The sequence below is a fragment of the Agromyces hippuratus genome (assembly GCF_013410355.1).
In the GTDB taxonomy this organism is placed as follows: Bacteria; Actinomycetota; Actinomycetes; order Actinomycetales; family Microbacteriaceae; genus Agromyces; species Agromyces hippuratus.
On record NZ_JACCFI010000001.1, the window covers coordinates 1,549,464 to 1,570,317 of the forward strand.

Annotated in this window: 20 protein-coding genes; 7 read left to right on the top strand and 13 right to left on the bottom strand. The window is 71.9% G+C overall.

The features are described from left to right. Positions 1–3: 3 nt before the first annotated feature. Both BJY17_RS07235 and BJY17_RS07240 read right to left on the bottom strand, forming a co-directional pair. Positions 4–615, bottom strand: coding sequence for a bifunctional 4-hydroxy-2-oxoglutarate aldolase/2-dehydro-3-deoxy-phosphogluconate aldolase (locus tag BJY17_RS07235; protein ID WP_179550767.1), 612 nt, complete (start codon positions 613–615; stop codon positions 4–6). Beyond that, positions 612–1,535 (bottom strand): sugar kinase, encoded by a 924-nt coding sequence (locus tag BJY17_RS07240; RefSeq protein ID WP_307836925.1) that lies wholly within the window; start codon positions 1,533–1,535, stop codon positions 612–614. The genes BJY17_RS07235 and BJY17_RS07240 overlap by 4 nt, the downstream gene beginning before the upstream one ends. 72 nt (positions 1,536–1,607) lie before the next feature. On the opposite strand from BJY17_RS07240, the gene BJY17_RS07245 reads away from it, so the two are divergent. Genes BJY17_RS07245 through BJY17_RS07260 form a run of 4 tightly spaced genes read left to right on the top strand, consistent with a single transcriptional unit; the run spans position 1,608 to position 5,746 of the window. After that, positions 1,608–2,870, top strand: coding sequence for an alanine racemase (locus BJY17_RS07245; RefSeq protein ID WP_179550768.1), 1,263 nt, complete (start codon positions 1,608–1,610; stop codon positions 2,868–2,870). Between the two features lie 8 nt (positions 2,871–2,878). Then, positions 2,879–4,579, top strand: coding sequence for an N-acyl-D-amino-acid deacylase family protein (locus BJY17_RS07250; protein ID WP_179550769.1), 1,701 nt, complete (start codon positions 2,879–2,881; stop codon positions 4,577–4,579). A 1-nt stretch (position 4,580) separates the two neighbouring features. Continuing rightward, complete coding sequence (locus tag BJY17_RS07255) at positions 4,581–5,312, top strand: IclR family transcriptional regulator (protein ID WP_179550770.1); 732 nt, start codon at positions 4,581–4,583, stop codon at positions 5,310–5,312. 50 nt (positions 5,313–5,362) lie between these two features. Next, a complete protein-coding gene (locus BJY17_RS07260) occupies positions 5,363–5,746 on the top strand; it encodes a RidA family protein (RefSeq protein WP_179550771.1) in 384 nt (127 codons plus the stop codon). Positions 5,747–5,809: 63 nt separating this feature from the next. Here BJY17_RS07260 and BJY17_RS07265 read toward each other — a convergent pair whose 3' ends face one another. Together BJY17_RS07265 and BJY17_RS07270 are read right to left on the bottom strand one after the other, a co-directional pair. Beyond that, positions 5,810–6,871 carry an aspartate-semialdehyde dehydrogenase gene (locus BJY17_RS07265; protein WP_179550772.1) on the bottom strand — a complete coding sequence of 354 codons (1,062 nt, stop codon included), beginning with the start codon at positions 6,869–6,871 and terminating at the stop codon, positions 5,810–5,812. Positions 6,872–7,045: 174 nt separating this feature from the next. Further along, positions 7,046–8,320 (bottom strand): aspartate kinase, encoded by a 1,275-nt coding sequence (locus BJY17_RS07270; protein ID WP_074258437.1) that lies wholly within the window; start codon positions 8,318–8,320, stop codon positions 7,046–7,048. 126 nt (positions 8,321–8,446) lie between these two features. On the opposite strand from BJY17_RS07270, the gene BJY17_RS07275 reads away from it, so the two are divergent. Beyond that, positions 8,447–8,941 (top strand): hypothetical protein, encoded by a 495-nt coding sequence (locus BJY17_RS07275; RefSeq protein WP_179550773.1) that lies wholly within the window; start codon positions 8,447–8,449, stop codon positions 8,939–8,941. A 4-nt stretch (positions 8,942–8,945) separates the two neighbouring features. Here BJY17_RS07275 and BJY17_RS07280 read toward each other — a convergent pair whose 3' ends face one another. The 3 genes from BJY17_RS07280 to BJY17_RS07290 are packed head-to-tail and all read right to left on the bottom strand — an operon-like array spanning position 8,946 to position 12,379. Next, positions 8,946–9,305: a nuclear transport factor 2 family protein gene (locus tag BJY17_RS07280; RefSeq protein ID WP_179550774.1), complete on the bottom strand. Its 360-nt coding sequence runs from the start codon at positions 9,303–9,305 to the stop codon at positions 8,946–8,948. Between the two features lie 57 nt (positions 9,306–9,362). Then, positions 9,363–9,959, bottom strand: a complete 597-nt coding sequence (recR, locus tag BJY17_RS07285; protein WP_074258434.1) for a recombination mediator RecR — start codon at positions 9,957–9,959, stop codon at positions 9,363–9,365. 2 nt (positions 9,960–9,961) lie between these two features. Further along, positions 9,962–12,379, bottom strand: a complete 2,418-nt coding sequence (locus tag BJY17_RS07290; protein ID WP_179550775.1) for a DNA polymerase III subunit gamma and tau — start codon at positions 12,377–12,379, stop codon at positions 9,962–9,964. A 90-nt stretch (positions 12,380–12,469) separates the two neighbouring features. Here BJY17_RS07290 and BJY17_RS07295 point away from each other — a divergent pair, with 90 nt between their 5' ends. Then, entirely contained in the window at positions 12,470–12,829 is a 360-nt protein-coding gene (locus tag BJY17_RS07295) for a TraR/DksA family transcriptional regulator (RefSeq protein ID WP_239560065.1), read from the top strand. Positions 12,830–12,907: 78 nt separating this feature from the next. Here the strand turns inward: BJY17_RS07295 and BJY17_RS07300 are convergent, their stop codons facing one another. The 3 genes from BJY17_RS07300 to BJY17_RS07310 all read right to left on the bottom strand — a co-directional run bounded on the left by BJY17_RS07300 (position 12,908) and on the right by BJY17_RS07310 (position 16,034). After that, a complete protein-coding gene (locus BJY17_RS07300; protein ID WP_239560064.1) occupies positions 12,908–14,038 on the bottom strand; it encodes a fatty acid desaturase family protein in 1,131 nt (376 codons plus the stop codon). A 119-nt stretch (positions 14,039–14,157) separates the two neighbouring features. Further along, a complete protein-coding gene (locus BJY17_RS07305; RefSeq protein WP_179550776.1) occupies positions 14,158–15,459 on the bottom strand; it encodes an MFS transporter in 1,302 nt (433 codons plus the stop codon). Next, positions 15,456–16,034 (bottom strand): ArsR/SmtB family transcription factor, encoded by a 579-nt coding sequence (locus BJY17_RS07310; RefSeq protein WP_179550777.1) that lies wholly within the window; start codon positions 16,032–16,034, stop codon positions 15,456–15,458. The genes BJY17_RS07305 and BJY17_RS07310 overlap by 4 nt, the downstream gene beginning before the upstream one ends. Positions 16,035–16,134: 100 nt before the next feature. Here BJY17_RS07310 and BJY17_RS07315 point away from each other — a divergent pair, with 100 nt between their 5' ends. Continuing rightward, positions 16,135–16,680 (top strand): AAA family ATPase, encoded by a 546-nt coding sequence (locus tag BJY17_RS07315; RefSeq protein WP_204458838.1) that lies wholly within the window; start codon positions 16,135–16,137, stop codon positions 16,678–16,680. Here BJY17_RS07315 and BJY17_RS07320 read toward each other — a convergent pair. From BJY17_RS07320 to BJY17_RS07330, 3 genes are read right to left on the bottom strand one after another with little or no spacing between them, the layout of a single operon-like run. After that, positions 16,653–17,864: an acetate/propionate family kinase gene (locus tag BJY17_RS07320; protein WP_179550778.1), complete on the bottom strand. Its 1,212-nt coding sequence runs from the start codon at positions 17,862–17,864 to the stop codon at positions 16,653–16,655. The genes BJY17_RS07315 and BJY17_RS07320 overlap by 28 nt on opposite strands. Then, entirely contained in the window at positions 17,861–20,026 is a 2,166-nt protein-coding gene (pta, locus tag BJY17_RS07325) for a phosphate acetyltransferase (RefSeq protein WP_179550779.1), read from the bottom strand. Before pta ends, BJY17_RS07320 begins: the two co-directional genes overlap by 4 nt. Next, complete coding sequence (locus BJY17_RS07330; protein WP_179550780.1) at positions 19,995–20,759, bottom strand: DUF998 domain-containing protein; 765 nt, start codon at positions 20,757–20,759, stop codon at positions 19,995–19,997. Before BJY17_RS07330 ends, pta begins: the two co-directional genes overlap by 32 nt. Positions 20,760–20,854: the final 95 nt, after the last annotated feature.

The following is a 20,854-nucleotide window of genomic DNA, read 5'->3' on the forward strand; positions in this document are numbered from 1 at the left end:
CGGCTACTCGGCGAGCAGGGCGGCGAGTGCCGGCAACTGCGTCGGGTCCTCGAGCGCCGTCCCGACGGCGACCGCGCGCACGCCTCGCGCGAGGAACTCCCCCGCGTTCGAGGCGTCCATGCCGCCGGTGGCGACGAAGCGGGCGGCGGGGAACGGGCCGGCCATCGCCGGGAACCACGCCGGGCCGAGGAGCGACGCCGGGAACGCCTTCAACCAGGTGAGGCCCGAAGCCATCGCGGCCTGCACCTCGGTCGCGGTCGCGACGCCCGGCATCGGCGGCAATCCGGCCTGCGCCGAGGCGCGCGAGACGACGGGATCGAAGCCGGGACTCACGGTGAAGGCCGCGCCGGCGGATGCCGCGAGCTCGACATGCCGCACCGACACGACGGTGCCCGCTCCCACGAGGCGACCGGCGGCCCGCCCCGCCGCCGCGACGACGCGCAGCGCCTCGAGGTCGGCCTCGGTCTGGATCGGCAGCTCGACCACGTCGATGCCGAGGCCCCATGCCCGCTCGGCGAGCTCGAGGCTCCGCTCGACGCCCATGCCCCGGAAGATCGCCATGAGCGGCTTCCCCTCGAAGATCTCGTCGAACTCGGCGTTGCTGACGGTGGTCATCGGGTGCTCCTCGTGGTGGTTTCGGCGCGGGGGAAGTCGGCGGTGTCGCCGAGCACGGTGACGGCTCGGGCATGTCCGGCGGCGAGGCGTTCGCTCGCGTCGCCTCCGTTGAGCAGCGACGCGAGATAGCCCGCCGCGAAGGCGTCGCCGGCACCCACGGCCTCGACGACCTCCACGGACCTCGCCGGCACCCGGGTCGGCGCGGAGTCTGCACCGTCGCGGAACTCCGTGGCCGCGATCGCACCGTCCTTCACGATCAGGAGCGCCGGCTCGGGCAGCAGTGCCCGCACCGCTTCGGGGGTCTCGGTGCCCCAGAGCGCCTCGGCCTCGTCGAGCCCCACGAACACGAGGTCGGCGCGGGAGGCGAGCTCGCGCAGCCGACCGGCCGCGACCCCGGCCTGCCAGAGAGCGCTGCGGTGGTTCACGTCGAAGCTCAGCAGCGCGGGCGAGTCGGCGATCCGGCCGACGAGCGCGTCGACGAGGTCGTCGCAGCTCGCGGACAGCGCCGGCGTGATGCCGCTCACGTGCACGACCCGCGCCGAGTCGAGCGGGAGCCCGTCGAGGAAGGACGGCGTCATGCGCGAGGCCGCCGACCCTGCTCGGTAGTACCGCACGCCGCGACCCGGATCCTTGAAGTAGACACCCGTCGGCGCCTCGTCGTCGGTCTCGACCCAGCGGGTGTCGACGCCTCGGTCGCGCAGGTGCCGCGCGACGCGCCGGCCGAGGGCATCGTCGCCGAGTCGCCCCGCCCAAGCGGCGCGACGACCGAGGGCCGCGAGGTGGGCGGCGACATTCGCCTCGGCACCGGCGGAGTCGACGCGGAACTCGTCGGCGGTCTCGAGCGGTTCGGCGAGCGCGGGGGCGACGAGCGCCATGGTCTCGCCGAGGGCGACGACTTCGGGCAGCGGATTGTCAGGCACGCCCCTATGCTGTCTGGTGTGCAGATTCAGCGCAAACACGTTGCAACATCTGCAACACGAGAGGGGTTCCGGATGCCGCTGCAGACGCGACTCGCAGCGCTCGCCGACGATCGGCTGAGCGCAGCAGACAAGGGCCTGCCCGCCCGCGCCGACGGACTCACGGTGCGCGAGTTCCTCGCGACCGAACCGGCGCTCGCGGAGTTCTGGACCCCGCTGCTCGCGCTCGACGAGCGGGCGCTCGCGCACAACGCCTCGGTGATCCAGGACTGGTGCGACGATCGCGGTCTCGAACTCATGCCGCACGGCAAGACCACGATGGCCCCGGCCCTCTGGCAGCTCCAGCTCGACGCCGGCGCCACCGGGCTCACCCTCGCGACCCCCGGGCAGGTGCGTACGGCGCGCTCGTTCGGCATCGCCTCGATCATGATCGCGAACACGCTCGTCGCGCCGGCCGCGCTCGCGTTCATCGCCGGCGAACTCGCCGACCCCGACTTCGCGTTCCGCTCGTGGGTCGACTCGGTCGAGACCGTCGAGGCGATGGAGCACGGCCTCGCAGGTCTCGCACTCCCCCGCCCGATCGACGTCCTCGTCGAGCTCGGCGGGGCCGGCGGCCGCACGGGCGCTCGCGGCGTCGACGAGGCCGTGCGCATCGCCGAGCGCGTCGCCGCGTCGCCAGTGCTGCGGCTCGCGGGCACCGCCGGCTACGAGGGCAGCCTCGGCCACGATCGCTCCCCCGCGGTGCTCGACGCCGTGCGCGGCTACCTCGCCGAGATGCTCGCGGTGCACGCGGCCGTACGCGGCCTCGCCGACGGCGAGCTCATCGTCACCGCCGGCGGCAGCGCGTACCTGGAACTGGTCGCCGAGGTGTTCGCGCCCGCGATCGCCGAGGAGGGCACCGGCACCCGCTGGATCCTCCGCTCGGGCGCCTCGCTCCTGCACGACGACGGCTTCTACCACGGCATCTCGCCGATCGACGGCGAGCTCACGCCCGCGATGCGCGGCTACGCCCGCGTCGTCTCGCACCCCGAGCCGGGCCTCGCGCTGCTCGACGGCGGCAAGCGCGACTTCCCCTACGACGAGGGCCTGCCCGTGCCGTTCGGCGTCGCCGAGGCACCCAGTGCCGTCGAGCGGCAGCTCGCCGGGGCATCCGTGACCGCGCTCAACGACCAGCACGCGTACCTCCGCGCCGACGGCCCGCTCGATCTCGCCATCGGCGAGGTCGTGTCGCTCGGCCTCTCGCACCCGTGCACGGCGTTCGACAAGTGGCGCCTCATCCCGGTCGTCGAGGGCGGCGGTTCCGACCGGGTGGTCGCGCTCGTGCGCACGTTCTTCTAGGAGCCCCGGTGTCGATCCTCATCCGAGACGTGATCGTCGTCGATGCCGACGGCGTCGGCGCCGAGGCATCCGATGTGCTCGTCGACGGCGAGCGCATCGCTCGCATCGCGCCGGCGGGCTCCGTCGACACCGGCGACGCTCACCTCGTCGACGGCCGCGGCCGGCTGCTCATGCCCGGCTTCGTCGACGCGCACTCGCACGCCGACGGCGCGCTGTTCGACTCCGACGTGCAGCTCGCCCTGCTGCGCCAGGGCGTCACGACCGTCATCGGCGGCCAGGACGGGGTCTCGTACGCCCCGGGCGACGGCGCCTACGCCACCGAGTACTTCGCCGCGATCAACGGCGGCCACCCGGGCTATCGCGGCGGCGGGGTCGCCGCCCTGCTCGCCGCCTACGACGGCGCCACCGCGGTGAACGCCGGCACGCTCGTGCCAGCGGGCACCGTGCGATTCGTGGTCTCGGGTCGGTCGACGGATGCCGCATCACCCGCCGAGCTCGCCCGCATGCGTGCCCTCGTGGCCGAGGGCCTCGCCGACGGCGCCCTCGGGCTCTCGACGGGCCTCGACTACGTGCCGGGCATCTTCGCCGACACCGAGGAACTCGCCGCCCTCGCGGCACCCGTCGCCGAAGTGGGAGCCGTCTACGTCTCGCACATGCGCGGCGGCTACGAGGCGAACTCCGCCGCGGGCATCGCCGAGGTGGCCGCGATCGCACGCAGCTCGGGTGCGCGCGTGCACGTCTCGCACTTCCACGCCGAGCCGCACCTTGTGCGGGAGCTCGTCGCCGAGCTCGACCTCGCCGGCGTCGACGCGACCTTCGACGCCTACCCGTACACGCGCGGCTGCTCGATCCTCGCGATGCCGATCCTGCCTGCCACCCTCACCGTGCAGCCCACCGCCGACGTCGTCGCCGAGCTCGCCGACCCCGCGGCGCGCGCCCGGCTCCGCCGGGAGTGGTTCCCGACGATCACGCGCTCCGCGAGCCTCGGCCCGGAGTGGCCGTCGATGCTCACGCTCGCCCATGTCGCGGCGCCCGAGTACGACTGGGCGCACGGCCTCACGATCGCGCAGGGGGCTGCCGAGGCATCCGCTCGCTCGGGCACCTCGATCGACGCGATCGACTTCGCCCTCGACGTGCTCGTCGCCTCGCGGCTCGAGGTCGGCGCCGTGATGGCCGTGCAGCACGAACGCAGCGATACCGGGCTCGCGGAGATCCTGTCGCACCCGGCGGCCATCGGCGGCTCCGACGGCATCTTCATCGGCCGCCACCCGCACCCGCGGGCGCGCGGCTCGTTCGCGCGGTTCCTCTCGATGCTCGTGCGCGAGCAGGCCGCGCTCGGCTGGGCGGATGCCGCGGCGCTCGTCTCCTCGCGCGCGGCGGCCCGGTTCGGGCTCGGCGACCGCGGCGCGGTGCGCGAGGGCCGCATCGCCGACCTCGTGCTCGTCGACCCCGATGCCGTGCGCGCGACCGCGAGCTACGGGGAGCCGCTCGGGCTCGCGGTCGGCATCGACGATGTGCTCGTGGCGGGCGTGCCCGTGCTCGCGGGCGGCGCGCTCACCGGAGCGACGCCCGGCCGCGGCATCCGTCGGTCGCCTGGTGCCGCCGCCCTCGGTCCGGGACCACTCATGTCGCACCGGACCGCCGACATACCTGGTCCCGTGGTACACGAGTGGTCCCGAGGCATCGAAGCAGAGGAACAGGAGGCCTGACATGTCGCAGAGCGTGAAACGCGCCGCCCGCATCATCGACGCGATCGCGGCCGACCCGCGCACCGTCGCCGAGCTCGCCGAGGCCTTCGAGCTGCACCGGTCGACGATGTTCCGGGAGTTGCAGGCACTCGAGGAGGTCGGTTGGGTGCGCCGGCGCGCATCGGGCCGCTACACCCTCGGCACCCGGCTCGCCGCACTGTCGAAGGAGGCGCTCGACTCCCTCGACCTGCGCGAGGCGGGTGCCGAGCACGTGCGCCGGCTGCAGCGCCGTACCGGCAACACCGTGCACCTCGCAGCGCTCATGGACCGCTCGATCGTCTACGTCGACAAGGCCGAAGACGAGTCGGGCGTGCGCATGTACTCCCGCATCGGCCGCGCGGTCATCCCCAACTGCTCGGCAGTCGGCAAGGCGATCCTCGCCGACCTCGACCGTGCGGGCCGCGACGCGGTGCTCGCCGGGGTCACCTGGGAGCGGTACACCGAGCTGACCATCACCACGCGCGAGCGCCTCGACCGCGAGCTCGCCCTCGTGCGCTCCCGCGGCTGGGCCGCCGACGACCGCGAGTTCGAGGACTTCGTCAACTGCATCGCCGTGCCGATCCGCAGTTCGCTCGGCATCGTCGGCGCGCTCTCGGTCACGGCGATCCGCATGGTCGCCGACCTCGACCGGTTGCGGGCGCACCTGCCCGCGATGCGCGAGACCGCCGACGCCATCGCGCGAGAACTCGGCTGACGCTCCCACCGCTTCCCCATCCACCGACCCGCCATCGCACAGGAGGAACCATGTCCAAGATCGCCGTCACCCTCTCGAACGCCCCGAAGCCCGCAGGCCCCTACAGCCACGGCGTCGTCGCGAACGGATTCCTCTACACCGCCGGGTTCGGCCCGCAGGACCCGGCCACCGGCGAGGTCGTGCCGGGCGGCGCCGCCGAGCAGACCCGCCAGGTGCTGCGCAACATCGGCGCCGTGCTCGCCGAGTACGACCTGTCGTTCGACGATGTCGTGAAGGTCACCGCCCACCTCGAAGACCTGGCGGACTTCGCGGAGTACAACGGCGCCTACGCCGAGTTCTTCACCGAGCCCTATCCCGTTCGCACCACGGTGGGCTCGCGCCTCGCGAACATCCTCGTCGAGATCGACGTCGTCGCCGCGATCCCGCAGGGCTGAGCGAGCACCGAAGACAGCGGATGCCCCGTGGCCGATCGGCCACGGGGCATCCGTCGTTCGAGGCTAGACCGCCGCGGGCAGCTTCGCCGCCACGAGCTCCGCGATCTGCACGGCGTTCAGCGCCGCGCCCTTGCGCAGGTTGTCGTTCGAGACGAAGAGCACGAGACCCTTGCCCTCGGGCGCCGACTGGTCTTGACGGATGCGGCCGACGTAGCTCGGATCGGTGCCCGCCGCCTGCAGCGGGGTGGGCACGTCGGAGAGCTCGACGCCCGGTGCCGCGGCGAGCAGCTCGGTCGCGCGCTCGGGCGTGATCTCGTTCGCGAACTCGACGTGGAGCGAGAGCGAGTGGCCCGTGAACACCGGCACGCGCACGCAGGTGCCCGCGACGCGCAGGCCAGGCAGCTCGAGGATCTTGCGGCTCTCGTTGCGGAGCTTCTTCTCTTCGTCGGTCTCGAGGTCGCCGTCGTCGACGATCGAGCCGGCGAGCGGGATCACGTCGAACGCGATCGTGCGCGGGAACTTCTCGGCAGTTGGGAACTCGACCGCGGCACCGTCTTGCACGAGGCCGATCGCGTCTTGCGCGACCGCGGCGCGCGTCTGCTCGAGCAGCTCCTCGCCGCCCGCGAGACCGGCGCCCGAGACCGCCTGGTACGTGCTCACGATGAGTCGTTCGAGGCCGGCCTCGTCGTGCAGCACCTTCAGCACGGGCATCGCGGCCATCGTGGTGCAGTTCGGGTTCGCGATGATGCCCTTCACGGCCTGGTCGATCGCGTGCGGGTTCACCTCGCTGACGACGAGCGGAACGTCGGGGTCCATGCGCCAGCCGCTCGAGTTGTCGATCACGGTGACGCCGGCGGCGGCGAAGCGCGGCGCCTGGGCCTTCGAGAGCGTGGCACCGGCGGAGAAGATCGCGAGGTCGAGACCGCTCGGGTCGGCGGTCGAGGCGTCTTCGACGACGATCTCCTCGCCCTTCCACGGCAGCGTCGTTCCGGCGGAGCGCGCCGAGGCGAAGTAGCGGATGGAGGCGACCGGGAAGTCGCGCTCCTCGAGCAGGCGACGCACGACCGCGCCGACCTGACCGGTGGCGCCGACGACGCCGATGTTCACTCCGTTGGTGTTGCCCACGTGCACTCCTCAATCGCCCGCCGGCCATCAGGCCGCCGGGAAGCGTTCTTCCATTGTCCCAGCCCGGGCGGCGCCGCCCGGCGGTTCGCGGAACCTTGGCAGGATTGCCCCGGGATCCGCGAGGATTTCGATGATCGAGCGGATGCGGCATCCGCTCGACCTGCGATCAGGCGATCAGCGCCCGGTGCCGCCGTGCACGACCGCGTCGTCGTCGCCGTCGAGCTCGAACGCCGAGTGCACGGCACGAGCTGCGGCGTGCACGCTGTCGGCGCGCGTGACGACCGAGATGCGGATCTCGCTGGTCGAGATCATCTCGATGTTGATGCCGGCCGTGTAGAGGGCCTCGAACAGGCGGGCGGACACGCCTGCGGCCGAGCGCATGGCGGCGCCGACGAGCGAGAGCTTGCCGATCTGGTCGTCGTACTGCAGCGAGAGGAAGCCGATGGCCTCCTGCGCGCCCGCGAGCGCCGTGAGCGCGCGCTCGCCGTCGGACTTCGGCAGGGTGAAGGAGATGTCGGTGCGGCCCGTCGAGGCGGCGGAGACGTTCTGCACGATCATGTCGACGTTCGCGTTCGTGCCGGCGACGATCTTGAAGATCTTCGCGGCGACGCCCGGCTTGTCGGGCACGCCGACGACCGTGATCTTGGCCTCGGTCAGGTCGACCGCGACACCTGCGATGACGGACTCTTCCACAGCTTCTCCTTCGGGAAGGCGCGCGGGGTCGTAGACGATGGTCCCCTCGCTGTTGTTGAACGACGAGCGCACATGCAGGGTCACGCCGTGGCGGCGTGCGTATTCCACTGCGCGGATGTGCAGGACCTTGGCGCCGGATGCCGCGAGCTCGAGCATCTCCTCGCTCGTGATCCGATCGAGCTTCCGGGCCTTCTTCACGATCCGGGGGTCGGAGGTGAAGACGCCGTCGACGTCGGTGTAGATCTCGCAGACATCCGCGTCGAGCGCGGCCGCGAGCGCGACGGCGGTCGTGTCGCTGCCGCCGCGGCCGAGCGTGGTGATGTCGCGGGTGTCGCGGTTGAAGCCCTGGAAGCCGGCGACGATGACGATCGCGCCGTCGTCGAGTGCCTCACGCAGGCGAACCGGCGTGACGTCGACGATGCGGGCGGCGCCGTGCGTGGCATCCGTGATCATGCCGGCCTGGCTGCCCGTGAACGAGCGCGCCTCGTGGCCCATGCCCTTGATCGCCATCGCGAGCAGCGCCATCGAGATGCGCTCGCCGGCGGAGAGCAGCATGTCGAGCTCGCGCGGCGCGGGAAGGGGGGTGACCTCGTTGGCGAGGTCGAGCAGTTCGTCGGTCGAGTCGCCCATCGCGGAGACCGCCACGACGACGTCGTTGCCGGCCTTGCGGGTCTCGACGATGCGCTTGGCGACCCGCTTGATGCTCTCCGCGTCGGCGACGGACGACCCGCCGAACTTCTGCACGATCAAGCTCACGTGGTCTCCCAGGGGTGGTTTGCTGGCTGCCGCTCGGGTGGCCGGCGCCGGAAGCACCATCATACGGCGGCCCCGCATGCGCTCCCGGCTATGTGACGTTCACCGGGGCGACGGTAGCGTGTTCCCATGACGGAGCCGCTCGCGAGCTGGTCGGAGTTCAACGTCGCCATGGTGGGCGCCACCGCTGCCCTCGCCGGTCTGCTCATCGTGGCGATGTCGGTGAACATCGCGGAGATCATGAAGTCGGTGACGCTGCCGCCCCGGGCCGCCTCCTCGATCGCGGCCCTCGTGCTGGCGATCACGGCGAGCGCGTTCGGGCTGATCCCCGGCCAGCCCGTCACGGCCTACGGCATCGAGGTGCTCGTCGCGGCGCTGATCGCCGCCCTCTTCCAGGTGCATGCGATCCGAGTGGTCGCCGGTGAACGCGGCGTCGCGCCGATGGAACGGCTGCTGAAGAGCATCGCCGGGGTGCTTCCGGTCGCGGCCTTCCTCGCAGGCGCCGTGCTCGTCATCGTCGGCACGGTCGAGGTCGGCCTCATCGCCATGGCGATCGGCTCGGTGCTCAGCATCATCGCGGCCCTGATCATCGCGTGGGTCGTGCTCGTCGAGGTGCTGCGATGACGACTCAGCCCTTGTGCGATCGCGGCATGTACCACTCGGTGAACTCGGTCGCTCGGCCGTCTTCGGCGAGGCGAACGATCCAGAGGTTCAGGTAGTCGCGTTCCGCCGGGTAGTTCGTGCGGCCCTGGACCACGACGAACCCGTCGTCCTCGTGCACGATGCGCCAGTCGAACGCCCAACTCCCCTTCTCGTCGAGGTCGGCGAGCCAGCCCGTGACGATGGCGTTGCGGCCCGTTCGCGGTTCGGAGTCGGGACTCGTCAGGTAGCGGGCGTCATCGGTGAAGAGCGCCCCGATCTCGGCCGGATCGTTCGACTCCCACGCCGCGACGTATCCCGCGACCCATTCGGCACCTCTGCTCGCCATGGCTCCGTTCTAGCCCTGTGCGGGTGGAGCGTCAAGGCCGCAGCGCGGGCGACGGGGTCAGCCGACGACGCGCCGGCCCTCGAACGCGCGGCCGAGCGTCACCTCGTCGGCGTACTCGAGGTCGCCGCCGACCGGGAGGCCGGAGGCGAGGCGCGTGACGCGGATCTCGAGGGTGGAGAGCAGCCGACTCAGATAGGTCGCAGTCGCCTCGCCCTCGAGGTTCGGGTCGGTGGCGATGATGACCTCGGTCACGGTCGCGTCGGCGAGTCGCTGCATCAGCTGGCGGATGCGGAGCTCGTCGGGACCGATGCCGTCGATCGGGCTGATCGCACCGCCGAGCACGTGGTAGAGCCCGCGGAACTCGCGGGTGCGCTCGATCGCGACGACGTCTTTGGCCTCTTCGACGACGCAGATGAGTGCGGGGTCACGACGCGGGTCGCGGCAGATGCCGCACGTCGCCTCTTCGGAGACGTTGCCGCAGATCTCGCAGAAGCGCACCTTGTCGCGGATCTGCATGAGGATCTCGGCGAGCCTGCTGACGTCGAAGTGCTCGGTCTGCACGATATGGAACGCGATGCGCTGAGCCGACTTGGGCCCGATGCCGGGCAGGCGACCGAGCTCGTCGATCAGTTCTTGGACGATGCCTTCGTACATGATCAGCCACGCTCCCCGAAGCCGGGTCGCTGCGGCGCTTCGACCTCTTCGAGGAAGGTCGCACCGAGCACCTCGCGCACGACGGCCTCGCCGTATCGCTGGATGCCCCCGTCATTGCCCGCCGTGGTCGGCTGCGGACGGTTCGTGCGCGCGGTGGCGCGGGCGGATGCGGGAGCCGCCGCCGGTGCGGCGGCTGCGGGCGCGGATGCCTCGACGATCACTTCGGGCTCGGGCCCCGGGTCGAAGGGCGGCTCCTCGTCTTCGGGCGGCGCGTCGGCGTCGTCGGGCAGCGGGGCGACGTCGACGCGAGCGGATGCCTCGGGTGCGACCGTCGGTGCGTCAGGGGCGCCCTGCGCCGACGACCCGGCCTGCGGCCGCTCGATCACGGCGGTCGCGGTGCCGGTGCCCGACGACGCCGACTCGGCACCGGCGACCGGGTCGCGTGGGATCGCCACGGTCGCCCACGAGTCCACCGGTCCGGTGGGGGCGGCGGAGGTCTGTGCTCGGGCAGGAGCCGCCGCCGCTGACGCCGAGGGCTGCGACGACGCCGCGGGCGCGGTGGTCGCGGAGGCCTCGGACACGGATGACGACGGCCGAGCCGTCGACGATTCGGGCGGCGCACCGGCAGACGACCCGCGTGCCTCGACGGAGGTCTGCGGCTCTGCCGGCGCGGGCGGAGTCGCCGGCGCCGGCGGTGCGGCGGCCGGGGAGCCGCCGGGCCCGTCGACCCTCGCGACGAACTTCACCCGCACGCCGAGCACCTCGACGATCGCACCGCGCAGCAGCTCGCTGACGCTCTGACCAGGGGCGCCACCGCGGAAGCCCGCGACGTCGTGCTCGCTGGGGAAGGTGAGCACGAGCACGTCGTCGTCGCGGAAGTCGCGCACCTGCGCCGTGAAGGCCACCATCCACGCGCTGCGCTTCGTGCGCTGAAGCGACGAGAGCACCTCGGGCCATGCGTCGCGGACCTGCTGGAGCGTCACCGGTCCGACGGGTTTCGCGGGCGTTGCCGGCGCGGGCGCCGCGGTCTCGGGCACCACGACCTCGGCCATCGCGGGCGGTGCCGTCGACGGCCGGGAATCAGCCACGGGCGCCGCCGTCGGCGCAGCATCGACGGGCGCCGCGGTCGCCGCCGGCGATGCCGGCACCGGGGCCGCGACGCGCTCCGTCTCGACCCGGAGTGCCGGAGCGGCCGCCTCGGGGCGCGCGACCGGGCGCGACTCGGATGCCGCGGGGATCGACCCGGCGGCATCGACCACGCCGACCCGCCGTTCGAGCCGCTCGACGCGCACGAGCGCACCCCGCTCGGTGTCGTCGGCCGCGGGCACGAGCACCCGCGCGAGCATGAGCTCGAGGTGCAGGCGCGGCGAGGTGGCACCGGTCATCTCGGTGAGGGTCTGGTTGACGAGGTCGGCGACCCGCGACAGCTCGGCCTGGCCGAACGCGGCGGCCTGTGCCGCCATGCGGGCGAGCTCGTCTTCGGGCACTCCGCGAAGCACCGCGGCGGCCGTCTCGGGCGAGGAGGCCGCGACGACGATGAGGTCGCGAAGGCGCTCGAGCAGGTCTTCGACGAAGCGACGGGGGTCTTGACCGGTCTGCACGACCCGGTCGGCCGCGGCGAACGCCCCGGCCGCATCGCCCGCGCCGATCGCGTCGACGACCTCGTCGAGCAGGGCGCCGTGGGTGTAGCCGAGCAGGGCGACGGCCCGCTCGTAGTCGATGGTCGGGCCGTCGGAGCCGGCGATGAGCTGGTCGAGGAGCGAGAGCGTGTCTCGCGGCGACCCGCCGCCGGCGCGCACGACGAGCGGCAGCACGCCCGGCGCGACCTCGACGCCCTCTTCGGTGCAGAGCTGCTGCACGTACTCGAGCATCGGCCCAGGCGGCACGAGGCGGAACGGGTAGTGGTGCGTGCGCGAGCGGATCGTGCCGAGCACCTTGTCGGGCTCGGTCGTCGCGAAGATGAACTTGATGTGCTCGGGCGGCTCCTCGACGAGCTTCAGCAGCGCGTTGAAGCCCTGCGGCGTGACCATGTGGGCCTCGTCGAGGATGAAGATCTTGAACCGGTCGCGCGCCGGGGCGAACACGGCGCGCTCGCGCAGGTCGCGCGCGTCGTCGACGCCGTTGTGGCTCGCCGCGTCGATCTCGACGACGTCGAGCGACCCGCCGCCGCCGCGAGCGAGCTCGACGCAACTGGGGCAGACGCCGCATGGGACATCCGTCGGGCCCTCTGCGCAGTTCAGGCAGCGGGCGAGGATGCGCGCCGACGTCGTCTTGCCGCAGCCGCGAGGGCCGCTGAACAGGTAGGCGTGATTGACACGATCGGTGCGGAGCGCCGTCATGAGCGGCTCCGTCACCTGGGACTGGCCGATCATCTCGGCGAACGTCTCTGGCCGGTAGCGGCGATACAGGGCGGTGACCACGCATCAATCGTAGTTGCCGCGTCCGACACCACGGCCGGATGCCGAGGGCGTACCATGCGGGAATCGGAAGGGGGCGTGATGACGTCGACGATGACACAGGCACAGCTCGATCGGTTCCGGGCGAAACTCCTGCAGGAGCGTGCCGATGCTGAGGGCCGATTCGTCGAGTTCGGCGACGTCATGAGCGAGGTGCGGGCCGCGAGGTCGGGCGCCTCGGCCGATGACGAGCACGACCCCGAGGGGCCGACGATGACCCAGGAGTGGTCGCAGCGCACCGCGGTGCTCGCCGATGCACGGGCCGAGCTCGCCGACATCGATCACGCCCTGGCGCGCATCGACGACGGCAGCTACGGCTTCTGCGGCGACTGCGGCAAGCGCATCACCGTGCCGCGCCTCGAGGCGCGACCCACGGCCGAGCTCTGCATCGACTGCGCGCGACTCGCGCGCTGACGGCGGCGACCCGTCGGCACGCCGGCACACGCTGCGCCCGGCCGTGCGCCGACGCGCGGGCCGGGGCGGCGCGCTGCGTCAGTCGCGACGGCGGTACGAGTTGATCATCGGGCAGTCGAACGGGTCGCGCGCGGCGAGCCCGACCCGATTGAGGTAGGCGATGACGATCGCGTACGACTCGACGAGCCCCGTCTCGGTGTAGCGAACGTCGTTCTCGCGGCAGTACTCGCGCACGATCTGCTGCGTGCGGGCGAGCGCGGGCCGCGCCATGCTCGGGAACAGGTGGTGCTCGATCTGGTAGTTCAGGCCGCCCATGAACGAGTCCATGAACTTCCCGCCGCGGATGTTGCGGCTCGTGAGCACCTGACGCTCGAGGAAGTCGACGCGCACGCCGCGCGGGATGAGGGGCATGCCCTTGTGGTTCGGGGCGAACGAGGCGCCCATGTAGACGCCGAACACGCCGAGCTGCACGAGCAGGAAGACGGTGGCGAGCAGCGGCGGGAACGCCCAGAAGACGAGCGCGACGGTGCCGATGAGTCGAACCGCGATGAGCGTGATCTCGAGGCCGCGCCGCTTGACCGCGCCCTTGCCGAGCACGTGGCGGATGCCGTGCACGTGGAGGTTGATGCCCTCGAGCAGCAGCAGCGGGAAGAACAGGTAGCCCTGCTTGCGCGTGATCATGCGCACGAGCCCGCGGCTCTCCGCCGCGTCCTCTTCGAGGAATGAGATCGTGTCCTTCACGATGTCGGGGTCGCGGCCGATCACGTTCGGGTTGCCGTGGTGGCGCGTGTGCTTGTTCATCCACCAGCTGTAGCTGATGCCGACGACGAAGTTCGCGAGGATGAGGCCTGCCCAGTCGTTGGCGGGCCCCGAGCGGAAGACCTGGCGGTGCGAGGCCTCGTGCGCCATGAAGGCGAACTGGGTGAAGATCACGCCGAGCGCGGCGGCGACGACGAGCTGCCACCACGAGTCGCCGATCGTGACGGATGCCGCGATGGCGGCGCCGAGCACGACGGTCCAGAAGACGGCCTTGCGCACGTAGAAGCCCACGAATCGGTCGAGCAGGCCCTCGGCCTTGATCTGACGCGAGAGCTGCGCGAACCCGCTCTGCGCCGGATCCACCCCTTCGCGACGGCGACCCGCCGTGAGGATGACGGGCGACATGGTGCCCAGTGCACCGTCGGGGCGTTCTACGACCTGCAGGCTCATGCGTGCTCATCTCGTCGTCCGAAGGTGCGAATGGTACTCAGACGAACGTTTCGGGGGTGTGCTTCATCGGCCGATGTCGACCGTGCAGCGAGCGTACGAACACGGCGGCCGGGATCACATCACCCGGGTGAGCCATTCGCACCCCGTACCCCCGTAGGGGTGCGGGCGGCGGCGAGCCCCGTGAACGAGCGCAGGTAGAGCGGGCTCGAGCCGAGCACGAGGTAGATGATCGCGCAGCCGAGGAGGGTCGGCGCGAGCCCGAACCGCTCCACCGAGAAGCCGCCGAGGAAGGCGCCGAGCGGCATCGAGGCGGCGACGCCGGCGGTCATCGCGCCGAAGACGCGGGCGCGCACGCCGTCGGGCACGAGCCCGTACATCGCGGTCGCCATCATGGGGTTGAGCGCCCCGGCGGCGAGGCCCGAGAACACGAGGATCGGCAGCAGCACCGGCACCGGAGCGCCGAGCGCCATCGCGAGGTACGGCGGCGTGCCGGCGAGCACGAAGCAGAGCGCGAAGACCACGCGGCCCGAGTAGCGATGGCCGGCGGCGGCGAAGAGCGCCGACCCGGTGAGGGCGCCGGCAGCGAAGCATCCGACCATGAACCCCAGCACCGCGGGGTTGCCGAGCACCTGCGTGGCGTAGACGGGTTTCAGCACGGTCATGCCCGCCGCGTCGATCGCGTTCGTGAGCGTCACGAGCAGCACGATCGAGCGCAGCAGCGGCGAGCCGGCGATGAAGCGGATGCCCGCCACGAAGCCGCCCTGCACGGGCGCGTCGGCCTCGGCGACGGATGCCGCGGCTCGCCGCGGCACGAAGCAGACGACGAGCAGCGCCGACACGGCGAAGCCCGCTGCGTCGACGACGAGCGCCGGCATCGGGCCGGCGAGCGCGACGAGGGCGCCCGCGACACCCGCTCCGATCATCATGGCGGTGCGCTGCACGGTCGACTGCGCGCCCGCCGCGCGGGCGAGCGGAACCCGGGCGAGCTCGGCGAGATCGGGCATGAGCACGGTCTTCGCGGTGTCGCCGGGTGCGTCGAGCAGTCCGCCGAGGAAGACGAGGGCGAGCAGCACCCCGAAGTGCAGCCCGACGGTCGCCGCGAGCGCCGGGATCGCGAGCACGGTGACGCCGCTCGCGACGTCGGCGACGATCGAGGAGGTGCGGTAGCCGAACCGGTCGACGAGCACTCCCCCGAGTGCGCCGCCGATGACGAGCGGCACGGTCGCGAACACGCCGGCGACGCCGGCCGCGAGCGGGGAGCCCGTCTCGGTGAGGGCGATGATCGGGATCGCGATGAGCGCGATCGCGTTGCCCGACAGCGAGAACAGCTGCGCGGCGAAGAGGGCGACGAGCGGGGTGCGGCGGTGCGGGGCATCCGTCGTCGAGGGCTCGGCCGTCGCGCCCGCGGTGTCGTTCGTCATCGTTCGGGCCTCGGGAAGGTGTGGGTCATCCAGCGCACGGCCCTCGTGCCGGGCCGCGGCGCGCGGCCGACGGCCCACCATTTCTCGCGCACCGCGTCGAGCTCGGCGTTCAGCTCGCGGAACTCGTCGATCGTGAGCCGGGCCCCGCCATCGCTCGAGTCGGAGGCGGCGATCCATTCGGGTTCGAGCACCGCCTCTGCGTCGATCGCCTCGAGCAGTTCGCGATGGTACGAGTCGAGCACCACGCGCCGCATGGCATCGGATGCCGCGTGGGCCTCGGGGTCTCCCAGGAACTCCTCGGTGCGCCAGCTCGTGATGAGGTGCGCCGCCCGCCACCACCGCTCGCGCCTGTCGCGAGCGAGCTCGGGCGCCTCGACCACGAAGCCGTGCTTGGCGAGGGTCGACACGTGGTAGCTCGCCGACCCCGGTGCCTCGCCGGTGCGCTCCGCGAGGGCGCCGACCGTGCTCGGCCCCTCGAAGCGCAGCAGGCCGAGGATGCGCAACCGCATCGGGTGCGCGAGCGCCCGCATGGCGCCGGCGTCGTGCAGGTCGATGGTCTCGCGCGGGTCGTTCATGCCGCCAGCATAGTTCCACAAGAACTCTTGTGCAATGGTTCTTGTGGATACCGTTCGCATGCACACGGCGAATCGAGGTGGGCCCTCCTAGAGTGGCGGCATGAGTCGGGTGGTATTCATGTGCGGTCCGGCGGGATCAGGCAAGTCCACGGTCGCGCGCGAACTCGAGGCCTCGGGTATGACGCGGCTGTCCTTCGATGAGGAGGCGTGGGAGCGCGGCATCCGCGAGCAGCCGCTCGCCGAAGACGTCCGGCGGGAGATCGAGACCGCGCTTCGGCATCGCCTCGTGGAGCTGGTGTCGGCCGGCATCGATGTCGTGCTCGACTACTCGTTCTGGTCGCGGCGCATGCGCCGCGACTACCGAGAGCTGCTGCGCCCGCTCGGCGTCGAGCCCGAGACGATCTACCTCGCGACGCCACGTGACGTGGTTCTCGCCCGCGTCGCAGCACGCGACGGCGCCGCCGCGAACGAGGTGGAGCTCAGTCCGGAGGTCGCCGCGACGTACTTCGACGCGTTCGAAGCGCCGACTCGGGATGAAGGCCCTCTCGTCATCCTCGGCGACGATCCGCAGCCACGCCCAACCCCATCCGGATCCGCCCCGGGAAGTAAGGAGTCCGGTCAGGCGCCGACGAGCTCCAGCGTCTGACGGGCGATCTCGAGCTCTTCATTCGTCGGCACGACGAGCACGGCGGTCTTCGAGGCGTCCGTCGAGATGCGCCGGGCGACCGAACCGCGCTGCTGGTTGCGCTCGGAGTCGAGTTCGACGCCGAAGCCCTCGAGCCCGGCGAGCGCGAGCTCCCGCACGTCGGGCGAGTTCTCGCCGACGCCCGCGGTGAAGACGATCGCGTCGACCCGGCCGAGCTGGGCGGCGTACGCCCCGACGTAGGAGCGCACCCGGTGCGCATAGACCTCGAGTGCGAGCGTCGACGCCTCGTCGCCCGCCGCCCGCGCGGCGACGAGGTCGCGCATGTCGGCGTGCCCGCTGAGGCCGAGGATGCCGCTCTGCGAGTTCAGCAGGTGGTCGAGGCCATCGGCGTCGAGCCCGGCCCGGCGCTCGAGGTGCAGCAGCACGGCCGGGTCGATGTCGCCCGACCGGGTGCCCATGACGAGCCCCTCGAGCGGCGTCATGCCCATGCTCGTCTCGACCGAGCGCCCTTCGGAGACCGCGCAGACGGATGCACCGTTGCCGAGATGCAGCACGATCATGCGGAGCTCCTCGACGGGACGTTCGAGGAACGCGGCCGCGGCACGGGAGACGAAGCGGTGCGAGGTGCCGTGGAATCCGTAACGGCGGATGCGGTGCTTCGCCGCGAGCTCGCGATCGATCGCATACGTGTAGGCGGCCGGCGGCATCGTCTGGTGGAACGCGGTGTCGAACACCGCCACGTGCGGCACGTCGGGGAACGCTCGCTGCGCAGCCTCGATGCCCTCGAGGTTCGCGGGGTTGTGCAGCGGCGCGAGCGCCGAGAGCTCGTCGATGTTGATCTTCACGAGCGGCGTGATCACGGTCGGCTCGAAGAAGCGCGCCCCGCCCTGCACGACCCGGTGACCGACCGCGATCGGGGCGTGCGCCTCGAGCGACGGGCCGTGGGCGGCGAACGCCTCGAGCATCACCGCGAAGGCGGCCTCGTGGTCGGCGACCTCGCCGGCGGCGTCCCACGTCGAGCCGAGGCTGTCGTTCTCGGGCCCCTCGTGGCGGTGCCTGGCATGGCCGACACCGCGGCCGATGCGCTCGACGAGCCCGCTCGCGAGCGTCTCGGATCGCTCGACGTCGATGAGCTGGTACTTCAGCGACGACGACCCCGAGTTCACGACGAGCACGACGCTCATGACGGGTCCGCCGCCTGGATCGCCGTGATGGCCACGGTGTTCACGATGTCCTGCACGAGGGCTCCGCGAGAGAGGTCGTTGATGGGCTTGCGGAGGCCCTGCAGCACCGGCCCGATCGCGACGGCGCCCGAGGAGCGCTGCACCGCCTTGTACGTGTTGTTGCCGGTGTTGAGGTCGGGGAAGATGAAGACCGTCGCCCGCCCCGCGACATCCGACTCGGGCAGTTTCGTGCGCGCGACCGCGGCATCCGCCGCCGCGTCGTACTGGATCGGCCCCTCGACCGCGAGCTGCGGCGCGCGCTCGCGCACGAGCTCGGTCGCCCGACGCACCTTGTCGACGTCGGCGCCCGAGCCGGACTCGCCGGTCGAGTACGAGAGCATCGCGATGCGCGGCTCGATGCCGAACTGCGCCGCGGTCGCCGCCGACGAGATCGCGATGTCGGCGAGCTGCTCCGCGGTCGGGTCGGGCACGATCGCGCAGTCGCCGTAGACGAGCACGCGGTCGGCGAGCGCCATGAGGAACACGCTCGAGACGACGTCGACACCGGGCTTGGTCTTGATCACCTCGAACGAGGGCCGGATGGTGTGCGCGGTCGTGTGCGCCGCCCCCGAGACCATGCCGTCGGCGAGGCCGAGCTCGACCATCATCGTGCCGAAGTACGACACGTCCTGCACGGTCTCACGCGCCTGCTCGAGCGTGACGCCCTTGTGTGCGCGGCGCCGCTGGTACTCCTCGGCGAAGCGGGCGACGTGCACGAAGTCGTGGTTCGAGAGCACCTCGGCCTTCGAGAGGTCGAGGCCGAGTCCGATCGCGCGCGAACGCACCTCGATCTCCTCGCCGAGGATCGTGAGGTCGGCCACGTCGCGGGCGAGCAGCGTCGCGGCGGCGCGCAGCACCCGGTCGTCGTAGCCCTCGGGCAGCACGATGCGCTTGCGCGTCTGCCTGGCGCGCTCGAGCAGGTCGTACTCGAACATGAGCGGCGTCACGACCTCGGGGCGCGCGACCTCGAGCAGGTCGAGCAGCGCCTGGCCGTCGACGTGCTTCTCGAAGAGGGCCAGGGCGGTGTCGCGCTTGCGCTGCGACTCGGCGGCGAGCCTGCCCCGCGTGTGCGTGATCGCGAGCGCCGTGTCGTAGCTCGAGAGCTCGGTGCGGATGATCGGCAGCCCTGCCTTCAGTCCGTCGACGAGGCGGTCGACCTGCTCGGCGATCGGGATGCCGCCGTTCAACACGATGCCCGACAGCGACGGGAACGTCGCGCTCGAGTGCGCGGTGAGCACCCCGAGCAGCACCTCGCTGCGGTCGCCGGGCACGACGACGACGGCACCCTCGGTGAGGTGGGTGAGCACGTTCTCCATCGACATCGCCGCGACGATCACGCCGAGCGCCTCGCGGTTGAGCAGCTCGGGGTCTCCGGCGTGCAGGGTGCCGTCGACGGCCTCCATGATGGCGCGCATCGACGGCGCGACGAGGTACGGGTCCTCGGGAATGGCCCAGGTGGCGACGGATGCCTCGGCACCGCGTCCGGCCGAGGCCGACGAGCTGTTGGGTCGGGCCGCAGCAGCCACGGCCTCGACGATGTCGTCGAGCCGCTCGGGGTCGGCACGGTTCGCGACGATGCCGAGCAGGGTCGCGTGCTCGCGCTCGAGCTCCTCGACGGCGAGCTCGGTGAGCTGCGCGAGTTCGTCGGGGCTGCGCGCATCGGAGTAGCCGAGCCGCTCCGAACGGCTGCGCCCCTGCCCCTGGCCGACGCGGCCGCCGAGCACGAGCAGCACCGGGGCGCCGAGGTTCGCCGCGATGCGCGCGTTGTAGGCGAGTTCGGTCGGGCTGCCGACATCCGTGAAGTCCGAGCCGATGATGACGACCGCGTCGCAGCGGTCTTCGACGGCCTTGAACCGGCTCACGATGGTCGCGAGCGCGCCCTCGGGGTCGGCGTGCACGTCGTCGTAGCCCACGCCCACTGCATCGTCGTAGGGGATCTGCACGACGCCCTCGTGGGCGAGCAGCAGTTCGAGCACGTAGTCGCGCTCGTCGGTCGACCGCGCGATCGGCCGGAACACGCCGACCCGGGTCGCGCGGTGGGTCAGGGTGTCGAGGGTGCCGAGCGCCACGGTCGACTTGCCCGTGTTGCCCTCAGCCGAGCAGATGTAGATGCGGTGCGCCACCCGTCCAGCCTATTGGGCGGGCGGTATCCGCGGTCTGGGAATCCGCCATCGATCGCCGGAGCACCGACGCGGTCGTGATGCGGTGCTGGGTCGCCAGCGACACGGCCGTCAGCCAGATGAGCGCCGAGGTCGTCGCGATGAGTTCGAGCCACCCGCCGAGCCCGGTGGCGACGCCCGCGAGCGAGAGGATGCCTCCTGCAGCCGCCGCCGCGATCACGAGCACGAGGCTCGGCGTGGCGAGCGCCGCATAGACGCGTCCGAACCGGAGCGTCTGGATGATCGCGACTCCGGCGAGCGCGAAGCCGAGCACCGCGGCCGTGGTGTGCACGAGGTCCTGAGGGGCCGCACCGGGCGTGAGCGGGATCGGGCAACCGGTGCTGCACGGCACTGCCGCCCCGACCCCGAACATCGCGCTCGCGGCGAGCAGGCTCGTGCTCACGGCCCATGCACCGAAGAGGCCCCGCCCGCTGCGAAGGCCCCAGAGGCCGAACGCCGACGCCGCACCGCCGAGCGCGACCATCGCGAGCGACACGTTGAAGGCGACCGACGTGATCTCGCCGGCGGCACCCAGGCCGCTGACGTAGGTGTCGCCCGGGAAGACGATGCGGGACGCCCACATCATGCCGAGGGCGAGCAGCACCAGGCACGCGCCGCCCAGGCGGAGGGCGGCGGCAGCGGGGTGGTGGAGCCAGCTCGAGGCGGACGGGGAGACGAGTGAAGTGGATCGGGGCACTGTCTCCACGTTAGGAAACCCGCGTCGCCCGCACATCGACTGCCGGTACCGCCGACGTCGTACCGTGGTCGGATCGTCAGGGCGGGGGCCATCCG